This window comes from Desulfobacter sp., from assembly GCF_050177295.1.
On record NZ_JBFXHE010000098.1, the window covers coordinates 1 to 5,506 of the forward strand.

Sequence of the window (5,506 nt, forward strand, 5' to 3'; positions counted from 1 at the left end):
GTGTGGCAGATGCCATCGTAGACAACAAACCGTTTGTTTTGCCTCACCCGCCAAGGTTCAGCCTGCCGAAAATACTCTTGCCTCATTAATGGACAAAATACTTCACCCATAGCGTATGGGATGATATCTACACAGCCAATATGTTTTTGGCAGGTATCTGTCATGATTGGTTCATATAAGTGGCCTGGGAAACAGTTCCGGTCAAGGTCAGGAGCTTTTCCCAAAAGCGCAGTCGGGAAACCGGCAGATCGGGCAGTTCCGGCACAGTCCCCCGTGACAAAGGCTTGCCAGCTCCCGTTTTCCAGGACGCTCTCCGGCCATGATCCGGGGCAGCATCAGGTCAAATATGGTGGTGCGGTGATACAACCCGCAGGCCGGCAGCCCCATGATAGTGATCTTAGGGGTATAGCCCAAAAGAAACATGGCCCCGGGCAGCACAGCGGCTGAGTAGTGGACTTCATCAAAGCCAACTGCCTCAATAGATTCCCGGGTGACATCATCGGGGTCCACGGACATGCCGCCGGTGGTGATGATCAGGTCGGTCTCCTTGTCCATGTAATCCCGGATTTGGGCGGAAATACGCTTCCGGTCATCGGGCAGGATATTCACCTCAAGTATCTGTGCCCCAAGCCGGGCTGTTTTTTCTTCCACAATGGCCTGGAACCGGTCCTGGATCAGGCCGTCATAAACTTCATTGCCGATGATGGCTAGCCGGATTTTCAACGGATTGAACATTGAAACTGAAAAGATGGGATAGGCGGATTTCGCCAAGGCGGTCGCCTGGTCGAGTTTTGCCCGGTCAATGACCAGGGGAATGGCCCGGGTGGCTGCCAGGCTGTCGCCTTTGTTTACGGCGATATTGGTATGGATACTGGCGCACATGACATCATCCAGCATGTTGAATTCCGTCAATGCCGCCACATTTACCCTGAACAGCCCGGGATATCCCGCATACAGCTGCAGCTTGCCTTCGCTGGGTGTGCCGGAAAACTCAACCCCCGGTCCGGCCAGGGCCGATGCAAGTTCAAACACTGCCTCATCCTCATGCACCTGGGTCTCATCAAGATCCAGCACATAGAGGTTGTTTTTTCCCATGCGCATGAGCCGACAGATATCTCCGGCCTGGACCCGGTCTCCGCGTTTGAAGGCCGGTCCCTTGGACTTGTCGGGAATGATTTCGGTCATATCATGGGCAAGGGTCATGCCGCAGGCGTCCTGAACATGGACGGTTTTAAAGGGTGATGGTTGTGGGTTAGACTGTTTTTTCATGGTTAAGTGTCTGCTCAAAATAAGATCCAAATGCACAATTGGGGCATAGAATCATCTTATTTTTAACGCTTCCTTTTCTATTTTTTTTAAGTTCCTGACGGCTTGCTTCGGTATTTTTCAGGATCAATGGCATACCGTTTCATGATCTGCTGAAGTGCCTGGCGGTCCATGGCGCAGCGCCTGGCTGCCTGGGTGATGTTGCCTTCGGTCATGGAGAGTATGGCACCGATGTAGTTATGGTTAAACTGGGTCAGGGTGTTTTCCTTGGCCTCCTTATAGGTCAGTTGCTCCATGTCTGTACCCAAGTTCATGCAGGCGCAGTCATTGGCCCCATTTTTATTGATGGGGATATCGGCCAGCTGGATGGTATCTGAGGTTGCATAAAGAATTCCCTGGATAATTACATTTTCAAGCTCTCTGACATTGCCCTGCCAGGGGTGCTTCATGAAGAGATCCATCACGTTCTCAGACAAATGCTTGGTTGGTTTATTTAAATTTTCACAGTTTTTGGTCACAAGGTGATCGCATAACAGCGGGATATCCGTGATTCGATCCCTTAGCGGTGGCAATTCAATGGTGATCACCGAAAGCCTGTAAAAAAAATCCTCCCTGAATTCCTTGTCTTTGATTTTCTGCTGCAGGTCCTGGTTGGTGGAGGCGATGATTCTGACATCCACATGGGCCACCCGGGTGTCGCCCAAAGGTTTCACTTCCTTTTCCTGGATTACCCTTAAAAGCTTGGTCTGGATGGTGGGGCCTACATCTCCGATTTCATCCAGGAAGATGGTGCCGTGGTCGGCTTCCTGGAAAAGCCCTGTTTTGTCACGGTAGGCATTGGTGAATGCCCCTTTTTTATATCCGAATAATTCACTTTCAAGGATATGCTCGGGGATGGTGGGGCAGTTAACCGGGATATAGGGTTTGTTTTTTCTGGGGCTCAGGGCATGAATGGATCTTGCGGTCAGGTCCTTGCCTGTGCCGGATTCTCCGGTGATCAGGACCGTGACATCCGAGTCAGCAACCAGCGCTATTTTTTCAAACACCTTCTGCATGACAGGGCTTTGCCCGATCAAGGGCAGGGATTCGTTCCGGCAGGCTTTCTGGAGGCGCCGATTTTCAGATATCAGTTGGCTGCGTTCCAGGGCTTTTCGAATTTTAAAGATGATTTCATCCTGCTCAAAGGGCTTGGCAATGAAATCGTAAGCCCCTTTTTTAATCCCAGCCACAGCAGATTCAATGTTGCCGTAAGCGGTGAGCATGACCACCGTCAGATCAGGATATTTTTGTTTCAATTGCTCCAGGAGATCAAACCCATCCATTCCGGGCATTCGGATGTCACTGATGACAAGATCAAAGGCCGTGTCGGCCAATCCAAGTATATTCAGGGCCATTTCACCGGAAAAAGCCATGGTCACCCGGCAGTTCAGTTCGGGTTCAAGGGTACGTTGGAGAAGACGGGTCATGTCCTTTTCATCATCCACCACAAGAATATTGGTCGTCATTGTTTACTCCCATTGCTGTTGGTGTTTAGAAGGGGTAATCGGATGGTAAATTTTGCCCCCTCGCCTTGCCGGTTTTCAGCCATGATTTCACCCTGGTGTCGGCGGATAATGCCGTATCCCACGGACAGGCCGAGCCCTGTACCCTGGCCCACGGGTTTGGTGGTAAAAAAAGGATCAAAGATTCGGGACAAGTGTTGCTTTTGAATCCCAGTGCCGTTGTCCTTGACAAGAATCAGCACATGTGAATCTTCTTTACGGGTGATAAGCTTTATAACGCCTTTGGGATTATCATTGACGGCGTGACACGCGTTGATCATCAGGTTTAAAATCACCTGGGTCAATTCCTGGGCATTGCCCTTCACCCAGAGAGATTCATTTTCCCAAAGATTGAGCTGGATCTGGACTTTTCGGAAATCAGAGTGTTTTTTCAGGAAATTGATGACACCGTCCAGCATTTTGTGGATATCCACATTTCCCATTTCCCCGGAACCCTTTCTTGAAAAGGAGAGCAGGTTGCTGACAACTTCCCTGCAGTTTTTTACATGTTTTTCAATGGTTTTCAAATCTTCATGAAATTCAGACTTCTCTTTAAGCATAAGCTGGGTGTAGCCAAGGATGATACCCAACGGATTATTGATTTCATGGGCCACGCCTGCGGACAACTCGCCTAAAGCTGCTAATTTGTCGGCCTGGGCGATCTGCTGCGCCATCTGTTTTTTTTCGTTGATATCCTTGATAATGAAATGAAAGGTTTTGGCACAGCCGAAGGCCCCGTAATCCACGCCGCCGGTGATGATCACCCGGATCTTCATGTTATCGGAGTTTAAAATATCGCACTCTTCGTTGAGAACATATTCGTTGGTCGTTAACTGGGTTGAAATATGTTCCCAATCCGGGGCATAAACGATGAAATCCATCAGTCCCATGTTCTGTTCCAGCATCTGTTCCTTTTTATATCCTGTCAGGGTGATGCCTGCGTTGTTAATCTCCTGGATTTTGAAATGTGCGTCAGTCACCAGAATGGTGTCCAGGGAGTATTCAAAAATGCGGCGGGCCTTATGTTCTGAACTTGTGAGCATCTCCGTACGTTCCACCACCTTTTGCTCCAGGGTCTGGTTTAAACTTAAAAGCTGACCATGGGCGGCTTCCAGTTTTTTTCGGGAGGTCAGAATTTTTTCGTTTATTTTCCAGCTCTGGTTGAAAAACAGTGTGATCAGGCTCACCAGCATAAAAGAGACTGTATTGACGCTGCCGGAAAAGGCGGCGATGGTCTGCCAGGTGTCGGTATGGGAAGTTAAAATTAGAAACTGGCGCAGGATATGGCCAAAGGAGCGTGATACGCCAAAGATCATAAATCCCGTGGAGATCCACACAAGATAAAGAAACAGGGCATTATCCTGGTCGGTTTCCCTTAAAATCCTGGCTTTGTAGCAGCATAGAAGTGAAAACACCACCATGGCAAAGGAGCCTATAATATCTATGGCCACCATCGGCAAATAGGGGACAATCATGGGTTTTGTCCTTGTCCGGCCTTTTGTTCGTCCACCAGGCATGAAAGCCCTTTGTACATCAGGAACATGGCCGGCACGCACAGCAAATGGTCCAGTTTCAGGCCGTAATATACCCAGCCCAGCAGGTCCGAATTGTTCTGGGTCCGGATGTTGGCATATCCATTGGCCAGTCCTTCTACACTGACGGCATAAATCTGGTTGTCCAGGAAATGGCCCGCAATGGCGCAGCCGTTCCAAAGAATGAAAAAAAATGATGAAAGCTGGATCAGACGCCACCCTTTATATACGGTCAGGCCCTTGCCACTGATGATGAACATCAGCACAACCATTGAGAAAAGAAAGAACATGTGCCCGATCTGGTGCGTAATGATCCCTTCGGAACTTGAATGAAACTGCAGCGCATACAAATTTTCGGGCAATGCAAGCAGAAGGTATGATAAAACCGTCAGCACGGTGCAATTAAGATATTTCACGGTCTTGTTTCCTCAATGGGTTTTTCTATACACGTCTATTATAGAAACCAATTATTGGGGTTTCAATGGGAAATTCGTTCCGGAATCCGGCGCGACGCCTTTCTCATAATTACAATCTTTGGGATTCAGGCTGACATTTCTGCCAGCTTTCTGTGAACTGAAGCAAAATAGGGCAGATAAGGCCTAAGCTTTCCAAACACGATTCGCGCCAGAACATAAATGGGAAAGAACGAAAATGTATAGCCCACGGAATCTGCAACCAGGGAGAACGGAAAGGCAATGGGAAAATCAATACCGGCAAATCGTGTCTGCATCCAGCCCAGGGCAAAGGGCACGGGCCACAAAATGGCGGCCGAATGGGCCAGTATGGCAAAAAATTTGCGTCCCCAGGCATCTGTGGCCTCTTTATTCAGCGCTTTGTATCCCGCCATGTTTCCTGTTTCATAGGCCTTAATGGAAAGGGCTTCCTTTTCTTTCATACGGTTGGACAGGCCGGTAAGATAAGGGGTGTTGACCTTTATGGCAAGTGAAATGGTCAATTCTCCCAAAAGGACGGCAATGAGGGAAAGACAGAACGTTCCGACCAGATAATCAACCATGCCAATGCCCGTCACCCGGTAGAAAAAAATAATATAACTGTCAATGGCGTAGTAGAACTGATTGAATCCGTTGACCATTTTTTACTCCTTTTTCTTTTTGTGCTTCCGGCAGGTTGCTGAGGCTGCCTGCCGGACAGTACTAATTAAGTATT

5 protein-coding genes are annotated in these 5,506 nt (G+C 48.7%); all 5 read right to left on the reverse strand.

What is annotated here, in order from left to right; translation table 11 throughout:
• Nucleotides 1-207: 207 nt before the first annotated feature.
• The 5 genes from AB7U36_RS09290 to AB7U36_RS09310 all read right to left on the reverse strand — a co-directional run bounded on the left by AB7U36_RS09290 (nucleotide 208) and on the right by AB7U36_RS09310 (nucleotide 5,432).
• On the reverse strand, nucleotides 208-1,269 hold the full coding sequence (locus tag AB7U36_RS09290; protein WP_428159504.1) for a molybdopterin-binding protein: 1,062 nt from the start codon (nucleotides 1,267-1,269) through the stop codon (nucleotides 208-210).
• Between the two features lie 86 nt (nucleotides 1,270-1,355).
• Nucleotides 1,356-2,771 carry a sigma-54-dependent transcriptional regulator gene (locus AB7U36_RS09295; RefSeq protein WP_428159505.1) on the reverse strand — a complete coding sequence of 472 codons (1,416 nt, stop codon included), beginning with the start codon at nucleotides 2,769-2,771 and terminating at the stop codon, nucleotides 1,356-1,358.
• A complete protein-coding gene (locus tag AB7U36_RS09300) occupies nucleotides 2,768-4,282 on the reverse strand; it encodes an ATP-binding protein (protein WP_428159506.1) in 1,515 nt (504 codons plus the stop codon). The genes AB7U36_RS09295 and AB7U36_RS09300 overlap by 4 nt, the downstream gene beginning before the upstream one ends.
• Complete coding sequence (locus AB7U36_RS09305) at nucleotides 4,279-4,755, reverse strand: hypothetical protein (RefSeq protein WP_004071753.1); 477 nt, start codon at nucleotides 4,753-4,755, stop codon at nucleotides 4,279-4,281. Before AB7U36_RS09305 ends, AB7U36_RS09300 begins: the two co-directional genes overlap by 4 nt.
• Nucleotides 4,756-4,880: 125 nt before the next feature.
• A complete protein-coding gene (locus AB7U36_RS09310) occupies nucleotides 4,881-5,432 on the reverse strand; it encodes a hypothetical protein (protein ID WP_428159507.1) in 552 nt (183 codons plus the stop codon).
• Nucleotides 5,433-5,506 lie beyond the last annotated feature (74 nt).

Excerpts from the sequence above, each read along its gene's own strand:
- AB7U36_RS09290 (WP_428159504.1), bottom strand. The coding sequence starts at position 1,269 with ATGAAAAAACAGTCTAACCCACAACCATCACCCTTTAAAACCGTCCAT.
- AB7U36_RS09300 (WP_428159506.1), bottom strand. The coding sequence starts at position 4,282 with ATGATTGTCCCCTATTTGCCGATGGTGGCCATAGATATTATAGGCTCC.
- AB7U36_RS09295 (WP_428159505.1), bottom strand. The coding sequence starts at position 2,771 with ATGACGACCAATATTCTTGTGGTGGATGATGAAAAGGACATGACCCGT.
- AB7U36_RS09310 (WP_428159507.1), bottom strand. The coding sequence starts at position 5,432 with ATGGTCAACGGATTCAATCAGTTCTACTACGCCATTGACAGTTATATT.